12 protein-coding genes are annotated in these 18,552 nt (G+C 64.6%); 7 read left to right on the top strand and 5 right to left on the bottom strand.

From position 1 onward, the window contains the following. Positions 1-93 precede the first annotated feature (93 nt). Entirely contained in the window at positions 94-2,541 is a 2,448-nt protein-coding gene (locus EP867_RS16930; protein WP_128490649.1) for a hypothetical protein, read from the bottom strand. Positions 2,542-2,797: 256 nt separating this feature from the next. Further along, positions 2,798-4,681, bottom strand: coding sequence for a BapA/Bap/LapF family prefix-like domain-containing protein (locus tag EP867_RS16925; RefSeq protein ID WP_128490648.1), 1,884 nt, complete (start codon positions 4,679-4,681; stop codon positions 2,798-2,800). Between the two features lie 445 nt (positions 4,682-5,126). Here EP867_RS16925 and EP867_RS16920 point away from each other — a divergent pair, with 445 nt between their 5' ends. The 6 genes from EP867_RS16920 to EP867_RS16895 all read left to right on the top strand — a co-directional run bounded on the left by EP867_RS16920 (position 5,127) and on the right by EP867_RS16895 (position 12,715). Beyond that, positions 5,127-5,546, top strand: coding sequence for a hypothetical protein (locus EP867_RS16920; protein WP_128490647.1), 420 nt, complete (start codon positions 5,127-5,129; stop codon positions 5,544-5,546). Positions 5,547-5,570: 24 nt separating this feature from the next. Next, positions 5,571-8,228, top strand: a complete 2,658-nt coding sequence (locus EP867_RS16915; RefSeq protein ID WP_128490646.1) for a DUF4344 domain-containing metallopeptidase — start codon at positions 5,571-5,573, stop codon at positions 8,226-8,228. Between the two features lie 4 nt (positions 8,229-8,232). Next, entirely contained in the window at positions 8,233-9,444 is a 1,212-nt protein-coding gene (locus EP867_RS16910; RefSeq protein ID WP_128490645.1) for a hypothetical protein, read from the top strand. Between the two features lie 4 nt (positions 9,445-9,448). After that, positions 9,449-9,865, top strand: coding sequence for an META domain-containing protein (locus EP867_RS16905; RefSeq protein WP_164888920.1), 417 nt, complete (start codon positions 9,449-9,451; stop codon positions 9,863-9,865). Positions 9,866-9,884: 19 nt separating this feature from the next. Then, on the top strand, positions 9,885-11,036 hold the full coding sequence (locus EP867_RS16900) for an META domain-containing protein (RefSeq protein ID WP_128490643.1): 1,152 nt from the start codon (positions 9,885-9,887) through the stop codon (positions 11,034-11,036). A 362-nt stretch (positions 11,037-11,398) separates the two neighbouring features. Further along, a complete protein-coding gene (locus EP867_RS16895) occupies positions 11,399-12,715 on the top strand; it encodes an oligosaccharide flippase family protein (RefSeq protein ID WP_128490642.1) in 1,317 nt (438 codons plus the stop codon). Between the two features lie 6 nt (positions 12,716-12,721). On the opposite strand, the gene EP867_RS16890 is transcribed toward EP867_RS16895, so the two are convergent. The 3 genes from EP867_RS16890 to EP867_RS16880 all read right to left on the bottom strand — a co-directional run bounded on the left by EP867_RS16890 (position 12,722) and on the right by EP867_RS16880 (position 16,866). After that, positions 12,722-13,813, bottom strand: coding sequence for an alpha-hydroxy acid oxidase (locus EP867_RS16890; RefSeq protein ID WP_128490641.1), 1,092 nt, complete (start codon positions 13,811-13,813; stop codon positions 12,722-12,724). After that, positions 13,810-14,493, bottom strand: a complete 684-nt coding sequence (locus EP867_RS16885) for a Fe2+-dependent dioxygenase (protein ID WP_128490640.1) — start codon at positions 14,491-14,493, stop codon at positions 13,810-13,812. Before EP867_RS16885 ends, EP867_RS16890 begins: the two co-directional genes overlap by 4 nt. 138 nt (positions 14,494-14,631) lie before the next feature. Then, entirely contained in the window at positions 14,632-16,866 is a 2,235-nt protein-coding gene (locus EP867_RS16880) for a TonB-dependent receptor (protein ID WP_128490639.1), read from the bottom strand. 600 nt (positions 16,867-17,466) lie between these two features. Here EP867_RS16880 and EP867_RS16875 point away from each other — a divergent pair. After that, on the top strand, positions 17,467-18,321 hold the full coding sequence (locus tag EP867_RS16875; protein WP_128490638.1) for a hypothetical protein: 855 nt from the start codon (positions 17,467-17,469) through the stop codon (positions 18,319-18,321). Positions 18,322-18,552: the final 231 nt, after the last annotated feature.

Genomic DNA, 18,552 nt, shown 5'->3' with positions numbered 1-18,552 from the left:
GCAGATACCAGCTTGAATCACGATCCAGGCTCGGTGTGAATCCCTTTTGTCAACATGACCTAATGACCAACAATCACCTCCGGTTGCATGTCCTTAGCCGTGCTGATCCTCAGTGAGCAGATCATGCTGCGGTGCAATATCGGTGAGTGCCGAGAAGGCCTCCACCTCTGCATCCGCCGCGCCGAAGAGGGTCCGCAGCGCGCCATCGACTGCCGGTGCGAGGTCGAAAATGTCGCCCGAAGTCTCGGTGCCATCGCCCGCCACATCCGCCAGAATTGCGGTCAGAGGATCGGTCACACCTTCCAGCGCGCGTTCGCCGCTTTCGAGGATTTCGTTCAACAAATCATCGAGTTCTGCGTCCTGAACGGGCTCTGCGGCAACCGGTTGGGCCAGAAGCCCGGGGGCTGCGAGAGAGCCGCTGAGGTTGATGCCGAGCATCTCAGACAGCAGATCTTCGCTCTCGGTTTCAGTCGCCGGAGCATAGCTGTCGGCCTCGCCGAAAAGTTCGGCAAAGAAGGCAGCATCGGGTGCGCCAAGCAGCTCTGCAAGCGAGTCGTGATCGCCCGGAAGGACGTCATTTGCTGCATCGCCAATAAGCGTGCTGAGGAAATCATCTGCCTCAGAACTCGCGTCAAAGTTGTCAGGTTCCACACTTTTTACGGTAGTGTTTTCCTGACTTGCGGACCCTCGGTTGCGCCAGCCGCCGAAGAGACCGCCGAGCAGCGAATCAACCACGTGACCGATCGGACCCAGGCTGTCGAGAACCGGGGTCAGTGTCACGTCCAGAATACCCCCCGTCCCGACCAGGGGATTGAGCAGACCCGACAGCAGACCGTTCTCGCCCAGAATGGGGTCGAGCAGGGTCGGCAGCAGGCCCTCTTCACCGATCAGCGGGTTGAAGATCTCATCGAGCAGTTCGCCTTCACCGGCCAGCGGATCAAGCACATAGTTCAGAACGCCCTCGTCACCGACCAGCGGCCCGAGCAGGGTGCCGGCGACGCCATCCGGCCCCAGCAGCGGCGCAATCACGCCGCCGGTGACGGTGCCGACCACGGAGGTCAGCGCGCCTTCAGGGCCCGCCAGCGGGGCCAGAACATCAGAGAGAATGCCGTCCTGACCGGTGATCGGTGACAATACACCGCCCAGCACGCCATCGGCGCCCAAAAGCGGCGTGACGATGTTCTCTGCCAGACTGTCAACGACACCGCCCTCTGCCAGCAGCGGGTTCAGCAGTTGTCCGGTCAGCCCGTTTTCACCCAGTACCGAGCCCGCAAGCCCGGTCACCAGGCCGTCTTCGCCCAGAAGCGTGTCGACGACCTGACCGAGCGCACCGTCTTCGCCAAGCACCGGCGCCAGCACACCCTCTGCCAGCGCGTCAGCCACATCCGCGGTGACGCTGTCCTGCCCGCCAAGCGGCGCCAGCAGGCCGGAGAGAAGACCACCGTCGCCGAGCACGGGGCCGAGCAGACCGCTGACCAGACCGTTGTCACCCATAAGCGGAGAGAGAAGCGAATCCGTCAGCCCGCCTTCGCCCAGCAGCGGTGCGATGAGCCCGTCGCCCAGAGTGTCGGTCACGCTGCCGACCAGCCCGTTTACCGGCGTCAGCAGACCCGGCAGCAGCCCGCCTTCACCGAGCAGAGGCGCGGTGATATTGCCGACAATGCCGCCCTCTCCCAGAAGCGGGCTGAGAAGTCCGTCAGTGACACCACCAATCAGGCCGCCGATGAGACCGTCTTCGCCCAGAAGAGGCTCCGTCAGTCCGCCCAGCAGACCGTCAGGCCCCAGAAGGCTGCCGAGGAGATCGGTGACCAGCCCGTCTTCGCCCAAAAGCGGGTCAAGAAGCGAATCAACCAGGCCATCGGGCCCGAGAATCGGGGTAATAATCGAATCGACCAGACCGCCAACCGGATCGAGGACACCGGTGACGACGCCGCTCACGGGCGTCAGGATTCCGCCGACAACCGGGGCCTGTGGGATCGCAGCTTCCGCCCCGCCGGAACCCGGAAGCGGCAGGGTTGAGGGGGCCTCGACAGGGGTCTCGGGCAGGGTGATGTTGCTGGCGATCTGCACCGGGGCTTCGCCTGCACCGGTGCTGTCCCGAAGGGGTTTTGCCGGCGCGAAATAGGCGGAAGGCGGGGCAGAGACCGGGGCCTCTTCCGCCGGAGCGGCGGGGGCGGCGGCGGTATCAACAGCGCTGCCGTCCTGAGATTGAGCCAGTGAAAACTCAGCGATATCAAGTGCTTCGCCAGTGCCTTCAGGGGCATCCGCCGCAGATGTCAGCGTGGCAACTGCGCTGTCCAGGGGGCCTTCGGGCAGGCCCGCATCAGAGGTGTCGCCTTCGGGCGAAAGCGCGGCCTCGGCGCGGGATTGCATGGCAAGGCTCAGGCCGATCGTCGCTGCGGTGACACTTGCAACGAAGCCGTCGCCACTGCCGCGCTGCGTGGTCTGTTGAGGAGGCATAACCCGGCCAGGCGGCTGCGCAGCGGTTTCGCGCGCCGCAGACGGCTGGTCTTGGGTCTGACTGATTTTATCAGTAGTCATCAGGTAGCCTCACAGCGGACCGGCAGGAGTTTGCGTCTCTCCCAGCCAAAAGACATAAAATAATCACTCAGAACATACTAGAGTATGTACCGATCATCATCCAAGGGAAAATGATACGGTCCCACCCGCAACGGGGGGTTTTCCGCCCGTCAGGACGCGGCCGCACCGTGAAAAATGCCGCCGCGCCGTGACAGGAGGGGTACCATCCGGAGAGACAGGACAGAGCCGCCCCTCCGGTTACTCGTTAAGAAATTGCTCAGACGAAGGGGGTATCTTCGGTCGAAAGATCGGCCATCGGCTGTACCTGATCGCTCAGCAGACCGTCGCTCAGGCCGCCCAGCAGACCGCCGGTCAGACCGCCCAGAAGGTCGTCCGCGCTGTCGAGGAGGCCGCCTGCCAGAGTGGTCACGGTGCCTTCCTGGCCGATCAGCTGATCGAGCAGACCGTCTTCGCTGGTCACATCCCCCAGCAGACCTTCATCGCCGATCAGGCCGGCCAGAAGATCGTCAGCCACCGAAGCCGGGGCCGCAGTGCCCGAGATGCCGCCTGCGCCGGCCAGAGAGATCGAGCCCGAAGCCTGGGCGCCGCCGGTGAGGCCGCCGAGCTGCCCGCCCAGCAGGCCGTCATCGCCGCCGCCCAGCAGGTCAGCAACGGTGCCGGTCAGCCCGCCGATCAGACCTTCGCCGCCGAGCAGACCGCCCAGGAGTCCGTCTTCGCCGCCGGTCAGATCGGCAACGGTTCCGGTGAGACCGCCCAGAAGTCCGTCTTCACCGCCGAGCAGACCACCGAGCAGGCCGTCATCGCCGCCGATCGTCCCGGTCAGCCCGCCGACGAGGTCGCCCACGGTGCCGGTGACGCCGCCAAGAAGGCCGTCCTCACCGCCCAGCAGGCCGCCAAGCAGATCACCGTCAGCGCCGCCGACCGAACCGGTCAGGCCGCCGACGAAGCCCAGGGTGCCGCCACCCAGCAGGCCGTTCACGGTCACGCCGCCAAGCAGGCCACCTTCCCCACCGAGCAGGCCACCCAGCAGACCATCGCCGCCGCCGCCCAGAAGACCGCCAACGGTGCCGGTCACGCCACCGAGCAGGCCACCTTCACCACCGAGCAGACCGCCCAGCAGGCCATCGCCGCCGCCGCCAAGAAGGCCGCCAATGGTGCCGGTCACGCCGCCAAGAAGACCACCGCTCAGCAGACCGTCTTCGCCACCAAAGAGGCCGTCCACGATCCCGCCAAGGAGGCCGTTGCTGCCTTCGACGCCATCGCCCAGAAGCCCGGTGCCGAGCAGGCCGCCCACCAGGCCGTCAGCGCCGGTGACCGCGCCCAGAAGGCCCTCGTCACCGATCACCTGACCCAAAAGTCCCTCAGAGCCGGTCACAGCCCCCAGGAGGCCGTCATTGCCGGTCACCGCGCCAAGCAGGCCGCCGTCGCCGATCACCGGATCAAGAAGGCCCTGACCCGCAGATCCCGGACCGTCACCCAGCAGCGGTGCACCGACCAGCGTGCCGGTCAGACCACCCAGCAGGCCGCCATTGCCCAGAAGGCCACCGACCAGACCGTCAGAGCCGGTCAGACCGCCCAGCACGCCACCGTTACCGGTCACCGCGCCAAGCAGGCCGTCATCGGCCAGCACCGCGTCCAGAAGACCGGTCGTCTGCCGGGTCTCGTTGCCAGGCTTCGGCAGCGGTTCGGGCTCAGGTTCCGGCTCGGGCTCCGGTTCAGGCTCAGGTTCCGGCTCCGGCGCCGGGGTTTCCGGCTCAGGTTCAGGTTCGGGCTGCGGATCTTCAGACCCCGGGGCCGGTCCGGACCGGCTGCTGCCACCGCCGCCGCTCGATGCGATCAGAGCAGCGCCCAGACCGGCAGCACCAAGCGCGAGCAGCTCATCCTGATCCATACCCGCAAAAGCACTTGCCGATTCTTCGCCCTCGACCGGATCTGCAATCACGGTGCCGTCGCCCAGGATCAGGCGGTGCGGTGCGCCAGCGGGGGTCGCGGTGTAATAGCCCTGAACAACGATCTGATCGCCGCTCTTCATCTCAACGATCAGGTTAGAACCGGACCTTGAATATCCTCCGACCTGACCTGCGGTGGCATGGATCGGGATATCCTGAAGGGCGCCCGCCTGAATGATGCTCTGTGCCATTACGGTCTCCGAAGTTGATGGCTCTGGACGGTGGGGTAGCGGCAGGGCGCGACCATACCACGATTAAGGATAGGCTGACACATACGAAGGTATGTGTCAACGATTCCGGTCGGTTGATTCACACCCTTTTCTGCGGGACTGTTTTTCCGGCCCTGTCAGACCCTGTGCCATCAGGGGCATCAGCGGAATTTTCGTGCCAGGGCCGCCGTGATGCCTGTAAATTACGGGATTTCCCGTCTTGTCGCAGGGCCTGCGCCGGGGGCACTCTCGCCGCGCAGAGAGGTCCGCGCCCGAAACGAAGGGCGTGAGAGGTCTGTCGCGATGGGGTCAGAAAAAATCGTCTCTGCGGAAAATTTATTGCGAAAGCTGCCAGGATTTCCCGGCGCGGCCGCGTCACAAAACTGAGAGACGGGGAAAAGGACGCCCCGAACACCGGAGGGGATCCATGCTAAAATCGCTGCGCCTTATGATGTCGGCATCCGTTTTCCTAGGCCTGAGCGGCGGTTCTGCACTGGCTGCGGGCTGTGACATCGAGGACTTCCCCACGTTTATGCGCGAATTTGCGCGCTCGGTGGCGGTCCAGGAGGGGGCGACGGCAGATCCGCTGATTCTGCGCAGCCTGGAAGAAGGGGATCCGGAGCCGGTCGCGCAAAGCAAAGAGGTTCCCTTAAGTGAGGTGGAGTGGCCGGTGATCGGCACGCTTTCGGGCCTTGAGGCCCAGGGGCATGAGCTGATCTGGCACAAAGACAGTGCCGATCAGGAAAGTCTTCAGGTCAGAGGCGGCGACAATGGTCTGAATATTCGCTACGTTTTCCGCCGTGCGCCCTGCTGGACGCTGACAGAGATCGACAATGCCTCGCTCTGACGCGGCTGAGACGGGGGTGAGAGTATGAGTGATTTCAGGCGTTTACTTCCGGGGGTGGCCCTGGCGCTGGCCCTGCCTGCGGGGTTTGCGGGGGCGGCTGATCTGGGGCCGCTGAACGCTGCGCTGGACCATCAGGTTTCCGGCTGGCAGCAGAGCGAAGAGCAGGGCGTGGTGATTCTGAGCAATGATGGCAGTTCAGATCGCGGCCGCTTTCTGCTGTGGAATGCGGGCCCGGCTCCTGCGCCGATGCGCTCGTCGCTGCTGACATTTACCTTCGGCAGTCAGGATCCGAAATCCTCGCTGAACTTCATGATCGGCAATCAGCAAAGCGGCGAGTTCTGTTTTCTGGCGATTTTTGCCAACCGCGATGTGGCGCTCGATTGCCTGTCCGACAGCGGTGCAACCAATATCGCCGGGCGTCAGGGCTTAGCTAAACTCGACGGCAGCGACCGGCTTCAGGTGATCGAAGAGGGCGGTGCCACCACCTTTTATCTCAACGACGAAAGTATAGGTCGCGTTGAGGGCCATCCGGCGCAGGGCGGCGATATGGGTGTGGCGCTCTTTGGGCGCGGTGATTTCCTGCTGGGGCATTTCAGCGTGATTGTTCCCGACCGGCCTGCCCCGGCGGCGGGAACGACCCCGGCCCCGCCACCGCAGCCTGAAACCGGCAATCGCCCCCCGGATGATCTTGATACCCGGCGGGCTCTCCTCGATCAGGCCTTTGCGAAAGCGCCCTCGCTGCCCGGCTGGCAGGTGACTGAGCGGGAAGAGGGCTGGACGCTGGAGAATGCCGGCAGCCATGGCGCGGAATATCTGCTGCCGCTCGGTCTCGCTCCGGCGGGTGAGCAGCGTCGGGTGGTCTCTGTTGATGTGACGCTGGCGCCCGCCGGGGACCGCCCGATGAGCGCCCGGGCTTCTGCCGGTCTCTTTTGGGAAAACCCGCGCAACGGTCAGTCCTGCTCGGTGCAGCTGACCGCTGCGGGTGACGGGCTGATGGTCTGTTTCACCGCCTCAGGCCGCGCGGTCGAAGTGGGGCGGCTGCCGAAGGTGGCCACCACGCCTGGGCCGCATACCATCGCGATTATTGAGAGCGGCTCAGAGGTGGTGGGTGTCATCGGCACTGAGGAAATCGCCACGCTGAAGGGCCATCCCTCTCTGGGCGGGGCGGTCGCGCTTTACGCCTATGAGCGGGGTGCTTTCACCTTCTCAGATCTGGTGATCCAGGACCTTGGTGCGCGCGGGCCGGACAGGCCGCGGGAGACGCGGGTGCCGGAAAAGAGCATGGGAAGCGGTCTTACCGGGCCTTTGCCGCAGTTTGGCGGCGATGCGGACCGGATGGCGGCGGCCTATCTGGGGATCTCACGCTCAATCTTTTTGCATGAGCTTGGCCATGCGCTGATCGGCGAACTGGCGGTTCCCTCGACCGGGCCGGAGGAGGATGCCGTTGACATCTATTCCGCGCTGCAGATGGCCGATGCCACGGTGACGCCCGCAGGCCATCCGCTGATCGACCGCACCGCACCGCTGGCGGCGGGTTATGCGGCGCTGGCCTGGTATTACTCGGGTCGTCTGAGCGAGACTATGGCCCCCAGCGAAGGGGCCTGGCAGGATGAGCATACCGCCGATCTGAAGCGGTTTCGCAATATGTTCTGTGTCATCTACGGGGCAAGTCCCGCAAAATTCAGCGCTCTTGCCGAAGTCGTGAAGATGGAGGAGCGCACTCTCGCGCGCTGCGAAGATGAGTTTCGCAAGCAGAACCGGGCCTGGCGGGCCATTCTCTCGCCCTATACCCGCATCAGTGCGGAAAACCCTGAGGGGCTTTTGCCCGCCTCGGCGCCCGGTGCGCCGGTTGAGGTGGAACTTCTCCCCTCGCGCCGTCAGGTGGGTGAGTTTCTGCGCCAGACCTATGCGGATGCGTTGCGGGAAACCGCGCTGAGCGTGGGGCGCGCCTTCGCGCTGCCACGCCCGCTGAAGATCACCTATCAGGACTGCGATGTCGTCAACGCCTGGTATGCGCCCAATGAGGGCTCAATCACCATGTGTTACGAGATCATTGAGCATTTTGCGGTGCTGATCTCGGATATCGAAGAGGGCACGAAGGACGGCTATGAACAGATAGCCTCTGCCGCAGGTTCGGGCGCGGGCGCCTCTGCGCCGCGCATGGCGCCGCAGGCGACGCCGGGCACCGGTGGCGCCCCGGCTCAGGCCCCGCCCCCTGCGGCCATGGCCCCGATTGATGAGCTGGCCGATGACGGGGTGCCGCCCACTTTGCGGCTTTTTACGGCGCCCTATCGTGGCGGCACGCCCAACAGCCACCCCCGCGCCACAGTCTCGACCACCCCTGAGATCCAGGCGCTGATGCGTCAGGACCCGCCCCCGGCGCTGATTGATATCCGCGCGGCCGGGGGGCTGCAAAGCCTGCCGGGCGCTTTCCGCGTGCCGGGCCTGGGCGATGACGGCGGGTTGAGCGATGGTCTTCAGACCCGGGTGGAGCAGTTTGTGAGCGAATTTACCCGGGGCAATAAGACCCTGCCGCTGGTGATTTTCGGCGCAGGACCAGAGGACCGGGCCGCCTATAACGCCGCGCTGCGTGTGGCTACCACCGGCCAGCGAACCATCTGGTATCGCGGTGGTGTCGCGGCCTGGGAGGCCCTGGGCCTGCCGCTTGCGGCTGAGGAGTGACAGGATGCTGAAATCTTTGCTGACCTTCACGGTCTCCCTTCTGGCCGCCGCTCAGATGGCCGGGGCCGCCCCGCGCATGCTGCCCCTGGCGGCTGAGGGCAATGAGGCGCGGCTTTGCACCGCCGATCGCAGCTACTGCAGCGGCCTTATTGCGCCCGATGTGCTGGAACTCAGCTACAGCGGCCAGAGCGTCAGGATCACCGGCCTGCCTCTGCGGCCCGGTGAGACTGCAGAAGCCGATGCCTCGATCCTTGAGCTGTCGCCGGGTCATGTGCTGGCGGGGGTGATCATCGCGCAGGATGAGGGGATGGACTACGGCCGCTTCCGCCGCCGGGATCTGCTTTTGTGGGATGTGAATCTTACCGATGGCACCATCGTCGGCCCGGTCTTTGACTTTCCGGTGCATGGCCTTGTGAATACCGAATTTGACTGTCGGAACTGGCCGGCAGAGGGCCGGCCGGAGTGCCGCACGGAATATGAGTTTAACACCCGCTTCGATCTGGCCCGCGCCGAGACCGGGGGCTATCCGGTTCTGACCTACAGCACGGCGGCCGTGATGACCCCTGCCGGGGCCTCGCGGGAATATGGCTGGTCCACCTCGGATGTGCTGATCGGTGCGGATGTTATGGGGATGGATCAGGCCTGCACCTTCCGGCGCAGCCTGGTCTGGAACCCGCTCAGCGGGCGCTATGTCATCGACGCCCCCATGCCGGACTGCGATCAATATCTTGAGCGCCATCTTCTGCCGCGCCGTGGCGGCACGGAGGTGCGGGAGGTCTGGATGCGGCCCGCGACCGAGGGCGAGCTGCGCCGCTATATCTCGCCCGAAACCCAGGCCCGCAATGCCGCCGCGCTGAAAGCGCCGCGCTATGAGCTGGGCTGGATCTATAATGAGATGTTCAGCGGCAATGATATCGTGCTGCTGCGCGTCTCAGATGGCGGGCGGTGTGAAGGCGCGGACTGCGATCTGCATTTCTTCGCCACGGGCAATTGCGTGGATGCCTCTTTGTGCACCACCCGCTGGCTCGAAAGCCGTCGCGGCAATCGTGTCTATACCACCCATCTGCCAGAGGCACCGCTCAGCACCGCCTGCCCGCAGTCGCAGGTTCTGATCCCGGTGGGGCAGGACCAAGGGCAGTATTGCCTGACCAATAAAGGGCTTCAGCACGATGCCGCCTTCCCCGCTGATTTCGTCCAACGTTTTCCGAAAGAGTAAGCCTATGAAAATCATTGCCTCTGCAGCACTCTGCCTGCTCACCGCCCTGCCGCTTGCCGCGCAGCAGGCCGTCCCGCTGACCCGCGATCTTTTTGATCTGACCTGGTTTGTGACCGATTATGAGGGTATGGGCGCAGAGATCGGAACTGCGCCGACGCTTCGGTTCAGTGAGGAGATGATCAGCGGCACGCTGAACTGCGAGGGTGAGTGGAACGCTGAGGCCAGCCTCGCGCTTCTGCCCGACTTCCGCATCTCCAACCCCTGGGCCGCGCCGGATCGCGCAGGCTGCGAATTTTCTGCGCAGGAGGAGGTCTTTCTGAAGGCCATGGGGCAGGTGGTGCGTGTCGATACCACGCCCGACGGCCTTGGCTTTTTCGCAGCCGATGGCCGTCGCCTGGCTCTGGCTGTGGCCGGTGGCTGACCTCTGATCGGAGAAAGAGATGAAATTTCTGTCGATTTCCTCGGCGCTTCTGCTGCCGCTGCTCACCCTTCCGGCGCAGCTTCAGGCGCAGGGTCAGACACAGCCGGTGGCCATGGGCGCGCATGAGGTGATCTTTCGCGGCGCGCCGGATATGCCGGGGATGTTTTATATTGAAACCACCTCAGGGCAGTCTGTTGAGGTCGAAGGGATTTTCCCGCCCGAGCCGATCCTTCGCAACGCAGATGGCAGCGACCTGCTTTTGAAAATTGAGACCACGGCGGCGCGCTGCCCGGTGCAATTCGCCTGGCTTCAGACCGGCGGGCCGCAGATTCGCATGACCGAGAGTTTCGGCACCTGCTCGATGGAGTTTGAGCCTGATCCGGCAGGGCTTGCGATTGAGCAGCCGGGGATGGGGCGCGATACGGACTGGTTTCGCTATGCGCTCTCAGAGGGCCGGGTTGAGATGACGTCGCTCGGCCCGCGTCCGCTTGGGATTAATCTCTCCGATCCGGCGTCGCTGGCGGGGCAATCCCCGCGGGCGGTTCTGACCGCCGCCGAAACCCGGTCGCGCTTTCTGGCCATTCTGCCGGGAGAGAGCTTTGCCGATCTCGCAGCCGCGATTGAGGCCGATGACCCCAAAGGTATGGTGGTTGCGGACGGCTGGATCATCGGCACCGGGCAGCATGCCAACCCCGCGCTGGAGGATCGCGCCGCCTTTGCGATTTCGCTGAGCGACGGGCGGGTGATTGCCGCACATTGGGCCGCGGATGGTGTGCAATGGTTTGGCCGGGGCGCCGATCTGGTCCTTGCGGATCCATCCGGCCCCACGGATGCAGGCTTTCCCGCCTTTGAGGATCTGAGCGGCCTGTGGCAGGTGGCGGCCATCAAAAATCAATCGGTTGACCCGGGCCTGACGGTGGATTTTCAGAACGGCGGCGGGATCGGAGGCCGGGCGCAGTGCAATTTTTATAAAGGTGAAGTTCAGTTTCCTGCCCCGGGTGAGCTGCGCATCAGCAGTCTCGGTGCCACGCGGCGCGCCTGCCCCGGCCTGCGGGGCGAGCAGCAGTTTTTGATGCTTTTGCAAAGCATGACCCAGGTGAAATTCAACGAACCCGGCATCTGGCTTGGCAATGCCGCCGGAGACATCATTGAACTCGAGCGCGCGCAGTAATCTGTGAGCGGGCGGGGGGGCTTGGGACGCGGGCCGCCTGACCTCCCTCACCTCGCCTGCGCCTTTGGCGAGGGGCGGCCGGTATCCGGACCTGCGACAGAAGCCTTGGACGCGCCCTGCGCGGGGACGGGTGCTGGGAGTGGATTGCACCGCGAGCCCCGGGCTTTCATCACTTTGACATGCCGCTGGAAACCCGGGATATGATCTGCAATCATGGGCTCCGGCCTGCCTTTGCGTCACCGGGGCTGATCTCTGTCGTGTGTTTCGGGACGGCCTTTCCGGCATGGGCCTGAGGGTCAGGGGATCTCGGGGACAGGGGGTGGGGCCTTGGCGCAGAAGCGCGTTCCGGGGGGTGGTGGTTTATGTTCAGGTTTCTCACATCCGTCAGCGGGCGCGGGGCAAGCTGGACCACCATCGGCTTTCTGGCGAGTTATGCGCTGCGGCTTCTGTCCACGCTGATCCTGACGCGCCTTCTGGCGCCGGATGTCTTTGGTCTGATGGCGCTGGCCTGGGTCTTCATCAGCGCGATCACCATGCTCAGCGATATTGGCACGGTGCCTTCCGTGGTGCGCAGCGCGCGGGGCGATGAGAAGGTCTTTCTCGATACTGCCTGGAGCGTGCAGGCGGTGCGCGGGATCGGCATTGGCCTGTTGACGCTGCTGATCGCCTGGCCGGTCGCCTGGATCTACGATCAGCCGCAACTCTTCGGCGTGCTTTGCGCGGTTGCGGTGATGCCGGTGCTCAACGGCTTTAACTCGATCGCCATGGCAAGCTGCCGCCGCCATATGGAACTGGGGCGCTTAACGCTTCTGAACACCTATGTGCAGATTTTCACCGTCGCCGCCAATGTGGGGTTTGCCTGGTGGCTGCAGTCGATCTGGGCGCTGGTGCTTGGCTCGGTGGCGGGGGCGCTGTTTCAGCTGGTGCTGAGCTACAGATATCTGCCGCCCTATCGCCCGCAGCTGAGCTTCGAGCGCAGCGTGCTCTCAGAAATCCTGGTCTATGGCCGCTGGATCCTTCTGAGCACGCTTTTCACCTATCTCGGCGGTCAGGGGATGACGGCGGTGATGGGGATCTTTGTGCCGATTGCGGTTCTGGGTCTGATCAGCATCGCCATGGTGCTGGCCGGTGCGCTGGAGGATCTGGTCGGGCGGGTGCTGGAATATGTGGCTTTTCCCGCGCTGGCCCGGCTGCACCGGGAGGGCAGACCGCTGCGGCCGCAGGTCGGGCGGATCAAGCAGATCACCGTGCTGGGCATGCTGCCGGCCTTTTTGCTGCTCAGTCTTCTGAGCGGCTTTGTCGTCGGTCTGCTCTTTGACCCGCGCTATGCCCAGGCGGGTCATTTTCTGGCGCTTCTGGCGCTGAACGCGGGGCTGCATATCCTGCAGATGCCCTATCAGAATGCCATGCTGGCGGTGGGAAACAGCCGGGGGCATTCGGTCGTGATGGGCGTCTATTCAGTCTCGCGGCTGATTTTCATGATACTCGGCGCCACTTTCTTCGGGGTCTATGGCATGCTGACGGGGATTGCTCTCGGCACCTTTGTCACGACGCTCGTCTCGATGGTCATGGCGCGCAGGGGCGGTATCTGTCATCCGCTTTATGATATCGGCGCGATGGGGGGGATTGGGGCGCTTTATCTGTGGACGCTGCAGGATCTGCCGCTCACTGCGGTCTGAGCGGGGTTACTGCGGCCAAAGGGCATGGGGTCCGATCTGATCCAGCTGCGCCACGCCGGTGAGCGCCATGGCCACCTCCAGTTCCGCGCGCAGAACAGAGAGCATATGCGCCACCCCCGCCGCCCCGCCAAGGCTGAGCGCATGGAGTTGCGGCCGGCCGATCATCACCGCGCTTGCGCCCAGAGCGAGGGCCTTGAGCACATCGGTCCCGCGCCTGATCCCGCCGTCGACGATAAGCGGGATCCTCCCTCCGATTGCTGCGGCAATGCGCGGCAGGGCCTCTGCGGTGGCGGGCAGGGTGTCGAGAACCCGGCCGCCATGGTTTGAGACCACGATCCCCGCCGCCCCCGCCGCCTCAGCCTCCAGCGCGTCCTGGGGGCTCATGAGGCCCTTCACCAGAACGGGCAGGCGGCTTTGCGCGATCAGCCAGTGCAGATCCTCCCAGCGGGGGGCGCTGTCAAGAAGACCCAGAAAGGTCGCCGCGCGGCCGGGCCTTGAAGCCGCCTCCGGGCGCTGCATCCCGTCCAGGTTGACCGCGCGCAGCCCCTCGGGCAGGTGAAACCCCGCGCGCATTTCCGCGTTGCGAAAGCCGTTGACCGGGGCGTCGAGGGTGACGACCAAGGCGCGGTAGCCTGCCGCTTCGGCGCGCCGCAGTAGCTGCAGACTGTCCTTGCGGCGGGGCTGCATATAAAGCTGAAACCAGAGCGGCCCTGCGGCACGGGCGGCGATCTCTTCGAGGGTCACGCCAGCCTCGGTCGAGACGGTCATCAGGGCCTCTGCCGCAGCCGCGCCGAGGGCTGTCGCATGTTCGCCCTCAGGATGGGCAAGCGCGTGAAAGGCCACCGGAGCCAGGATCAGCGGATGCGCCAGCGACAGCCCCGCAAGCTCAAGCGTGGTTGAGGCGCCGCGCATATCCCTCAGCACCCGTCCCGAGAGGCGGATCGCCTGCCAGCCTTCTGCATTGGCGCGGTGGGTCAGCCCGTCGGCGGCTGCGCCGTCGATATAGGCCCGCGCTCCGGCGGGCAGCAGACTCTGCGCATGGCGGGCGTAATCGGCCAGCGAGACGACATCCGCCGGGATCTGCGACGGGCGGCTCAAAGCTCGCCCCAGGCGCGGATCAGATTGTGATAATGCGCGGTCAGTCCGGTTGAGGCGGGATCGTCATCCGGTACCAGGCTTCTCACGCGCATGATGCTTTGATCGAGATCGTAAAGCATGTGGCGCTGCCAGTCGTCGCGGATCATCGACTGGGCCCAGAAGAACGACCCCCAGCGGGAGCCCCGGGTGACGGGCGTTACCGAATGGAGCGAAGTTGCGGGATAGACCACCGCGTGACCGGCGGGCAGCTTCACGGCATGGCTGCCATAGGTGTCATGCACCACCAGCTCGCCTCCGTCATATTCCTCAGGATCGCTGAGAAAGATCGTCGTCGAGACATCGGTGCGCAGACGCTGGCCGCTGCCCGGAACCACGCGGATTGAGCCGTCCACATGGGCCCCGAAGGTCATGCCCACGTCATAGCGGTTAAACATTGGCGGCAGCACATGCAGCGGCAGCGCCGCGGATGAATAGGTGGCATTGCGGCCAAGCGCGCGTAGAATAACGGCGCTCAGCTCCCGGGCCACCGGATTGTCCTGGGGCACCTGCAGATTGTGTTTGACCCGCGCGGCCTGATCCCCCGCCGTCGTGCGGCCGTCGACCCAATCGGTCTGCTCCAGCACCTGACGCAGATAGGCGACCTCTTCTTTACTCAGCAGATCGGGAATTGTCACAAGCATGGCTGCCCCCTTTGGCAAAGGCGCAGGATCTGTCGGGCCTTTGCAATAAGATGTGTGAACCCCCGGGCCCCCGCGCGGCGGCCCCGGGATGCGCAGGGGCAACCGTGCCGCCCCTGCGCTTTGTCGCTTTCCCCGCCCTCAGAAGCGGTAGTCGAGTTTCGCCGTAATGCTGCGCCCCGGCGCCCGGTTGGCAAAAAGGCCGACGTGGGAGGCGTCGTAAAGCCGCTCGTCAAAGAGGTTGTTTACATTGACCTGCAGCGAGGTGTTCTGCGCCAGCTGGAAAGAGGCCATGGCATCAAAGCGCCACTGCGAGGGCAGAACGGCGATATTATCGGTGGTCAGATAGCGCTTGTCGGTGAAGGTCGCGCCGCCGCCCAGGGTGATGGTGTCGGTCACACGATAGGTCGACCAGAGGCTGAAGCCATGTTTGCCAACGAACTGCAGCGCATTGCCGTCATTCTCGCGGGTGCCGCCGGAGTTGATCCATTTCGCATCCGTATAGGTATAGCCCGCCGAAATGCCCCAGCGGTCATTGATCTCACCGGCCACGCCCAGCTCGATCCCCTGCGCCCGGCTTTTGCCGGCAAGCGCCACTCCCGACCCGGTCACCGGATCGGTGACGCGGGCATTGGTTTTTTCGGTGCGGAACAGCGCCGCGCTGAGCAGCAGCCGGTCATTATAGAGCTCCAATTTGGTGCCCAGTTCAAAGCTGCGGTTCTTTTCGGGATCAAGATTGACGTTGCCCGCCGAGAGCGTGCAGGCCGAGGCCCCATCCGCGCCGCCCGCCATGCCCGCACATTCCCCCGAAGGGTTGGTCGAAGTGCCATAGCTGAAATAGGCCATGCCATTCGGCGCAAGCTTATAAGTCAGACCGGCTGAGTAGTTCAGCATATTGGCGACATTGCTGCGCGTGCCGTCGCTGATCTCATAGCGGTCGTAGCGCAGGCCCAGATCCAGCGTCCAGCGCTCACTCAGGGTCATGCTGTCAAAGATATAAAGCGCGGAGGTGTCGGTTTTGACAAAGGGGTTCCAGGTCGTCCAGCGCAGCGGCGTGCCGGTGACCGGCATATAGGGATCGGGGCTGGCAACCGGCGTGCGGCCCACGGCGGGCGATCCGGTGGAGGCGCGGCTTCGCATCCGCTCGCGCGCGACTTCGACGCCGATGGCGTAATTATGCCGGATGCCCCCGGTCTGCCCCTCACCCGTCAGGACGGAATGGAAGGCCGTGGCCGAGTTCTGCCGATAGCCCGTGCGCAGATCACGCTGCGCCAGGTTCGGCGTGCCTGCCGCCCCGGCGGCAACGGTGGCGCGGCTGACGATATAGTCCTGCTCAGAGCCGATCAGCGCCAGGGTTGAGGTCCAGGTCAGCCCGGGGCGCAGTTCGGTTTCAAACTTCACCTGAGCGCTCGAATTGGTCACCTTGCGGTAGTCCCGCAGCGCCGAGCCGTAAAAGGCCTCTTTCGGGCCGAGTTCGATGGGCCGCCAGGGATCGGCCTTCGTGCCTGAGCCAAAGCGCAGCCCGCCGTTCTCCGCCGGACGGTAGTTGGCGCTTCCCATCGGAACGCCCAGATCCGGCGTCGAATCCGCGCGGCTGTGATAGAGGTTGAGCGACAGCTTCGAGGCGCCGAAGCGCTTGGACAGCGCAAAGGCGATGCCGCGCCGGTTGTCCTGCAACTCATCGCGGCCCGGGATGCCACCGTCCTGCGCCATCAGATTGAGCCGCGCGGCCAGACCATCGCCGAAGTCGAAATTGGCGTCATAGCTCAGCCGCTTCTGGCTGGCGTTGCCAAGGGTGGCGGAAAGATGCTGGAAATTTTCCCCCTCACGCGCCTGTTTCGACACCAGGTTGATTGAGCCTCCGGTCGCGCCGCGCCCGGAATAGGTGCCGCCCGGCCCCTTTGCGACTTCAACGGATTCGGTGGCAAAAGCCTCCTGCGAGGTGCGGCCAAGGTTGCGAACCCCGTCGATCATCATATCGGTCGCTGCCTGGTAGCCGCGCACATAGGGCCGATCGCCCATCGGCGTGCCACCTTCACCAGAGCCAAGGGTGATCCCCGGCGTGGTCCGCAATACCTCCAGGACGGAGGTGGCATTGCGCTCTTCCATCTCCTTCTGGGTGATCACAGCGATGGTTTTCGGCGTCTCAGCGAGAGGTTTTTGCAGCTTGGGCGAGGCGCCATAGGTGGTGCGGTAGCCGCTGGCCGCCTCTCCGCCCGCAGCGCCGCTGAGGCTCAGTTCATCGAGCATCACCGTGGGCTGCTGCTGTGCTGCCGCCGGGGCCCCGGCCGCCAGAGCGCTGACGGCGATGACCGGCAGCAGCCCCAGGGTCGGCAGCACGGTGGTCACCGATGCAGCACGCGTTTCATTTCTCATATCTGGGCTTCGCACAGCAGTTCTCCCTAAGCGATCCCGTTGAGGGGGCGCGACACGGCGTGTCGCAAGGCAGTCGCTGGCGAAAAGCTGGCTTTGATCTCTCTTCTTTGTGATTAGATGATAGAAATTGTCAAGTTTGATCCTGCGGTCCTGGCCCTGTTTGTGCCGGGGCAGGGGCGGATGCGCGCGCCCGTCACCACCCGTGCGCAGGGTTAGCGGTTTATTGATCCCTTCGGCGCAGTCTCAGGCTCAACGGATCCGAAGCGCCCGGGACAATGCGCTCCGGGCGGAGGGGGAAGGGCGGACCTCAGGCTTCCGAGGGTCTGGTCCGCCGCAGCCCTCCGTTCGCCGCAGCCCGGGGCAGGCTATATTTCATGGAGTTCAGATGACCGCTCTCAGCATGGGCCTCAGCCCGGTATCACCGATGGTTCTTACCTCTCAGATCAGCGCGGGCTGGCACCCGGAGCTGCTCTCACCGGTCTTTCACGCGGGCGGATTTCACCCCGGCAGCCGGCGGCTCTGGCAGGATCACACCGGTCTGACCCGGGCGGTGCAGGCGGGGCAGACCCTGGCCGGCTGCAGTCGCGCCGGGGCAGTCTGGTGGACCTGCAGGCCGATGCGGCCCTGCGGCCTGTCCTTGTGCGCTGGCCCAAAGGCGGGCGGCAGAATATGATGCCGGGACAGACCGAAGCCCCCTCGCTGGGCGCAAACTCGGACGGCTATGGCGTTGATCTGGCGGCAGGCTTCCTCTCTGAGAAAGCCGTTGCGACCGAACATAACGCCTTTCTGCGACAGACGGTGGCTTTTGGTCCGGTCGGGACCGAGGTGACGATCAGCCTGACCGCCCAGCACGCAGGGGCCCATGTGCTGCAGATCTCACTTGGCTCGCAGTGGTTCGGCCTGCACAAATTCGCAAACTTCGATCTTTTGACCGGCATGGCCCGCGCCACCGGCTGCAGTGCCAGCATGATCCCTGCGGGTGAGGGATGGCTGATTTCGCTGAGCGCAGCCACAACGGCAGAACCCTCCGGCGGCGCGCCCTTTGCCATCGCGCTGACCAACAACCAGCCCGAGGCCGCTCGCGTTCCGGTCTATCCCGGCATCGCAGGCCGTGGCCTGCATATCGGTCAGGTCAACGTCAATATCGGCCCGCGCGCGCCCTATCAGGAGGTGCTCTCCCCCGAGGAGATCCTTAGTCCCTCTCAGCCTGAGCGCTGGCATCTTCTCGATGACGGCGACCATCTTCCGGTGGTTCTGCCCGCAGGTACGTATGAGATGGCCTTCACTACCCACCTTGGCGTCGTCGGCTATGCAGCGATCACCTCCGACGGGCTGACCGGGACCGATCTTCTGCGCACAGAGCGGCTTGGAGATGTGCTGATCAAAGCCGGCAGTCTGTCTGGCTCCGAGAAAGTGGCACTTGAAGCTTATTGGCAGGCGAAATTCACGACCTGATGCAGCTTTGGGGAATTGCACGCAGGAACGCGTAAGGTGTCGTCCGGATGTGCCATGGACCTCTGGCCGTCCCTTAAAGGGCGGCACCTCAGGGTCCGGGCAAAGTCCGACTGGGGCTTGATGATGTAACCGCCCCCCGACGGCATCGATGTGCCATATGTGGACGGCCCTGGCTCCCGGCGCCGACCATCGGGCGCACAAGGGCCTGAACAACCGCATCGAGGGCTCACA

Source organism: Falsigemmobacter intermedius (genome assembly GCF_004054105.1).
Lineage (GTDB): Bacteria > Pseudomonadota > Alphaproteobacteria > Rhodobacterales > Rhodobacteraceae > Wagnerdoeblera > Wagnerdoeblera intermedia.
This window is presented reverse-complemented; position numbering and strand designations above follow the sequence as displayed.